This is a genomic window from Halomonas sp. SIMBA_159, from assembly GCF_046536035.1.
Taxonomy (GTDB): domain Bacteria; phylum Pseudomonadota; class Gammaproteobacteria; order Pseudomonadales; family Halomonadaceae; genus Vreelandella; species Vreelandella venusta_A.
Window position 1 is genome coordinate 1 of record NZ_JAWJBT010000713.1, and the last position, 267, is coordinate 267.

Here is a 267-nt window from a genome sequence, read left to right on the forward strand (position 1 = left end):
GGAAGCAACTGACTTTGACCATTCTCGGATAATAAGTTATGGTTTGAAAGCCTTGACCAACCACTCCACACGTTGTTGTTTAAATAGTTGGTGTAGATGTTATTTATGTAGTCGGTTGCGTATACCCAACCGAATGTACCTTTTCCGTTGGTCGCATCGGTAATATGAAAGAAGCCTCTAAATGAACGATGATTCGGCAAGTCTTTTGATCCTGCGATAGCGTAAAACGTGCCTTGTCCTAGACGCTGTTATTAATAACGGTCTAGG

At 41.9% G+C, this 267-nt stretch carries 1 protein-coding gene; it reads right to left on the reverse strand.

The window, feature by feature from the left end; all coding sequences use genetic code 11:
* Positions 1 to 200, reverse strand: a 200-nt coding sequence (locus R0J87_RS21055; protein ID WP_498888709.1) for an XkdV family phage structural protein, incomplete at its 3' end; no start/stop codon positions are given.
* Between the last annotated feature and the right edge of the window lie 67 nt (positions 201 to 267).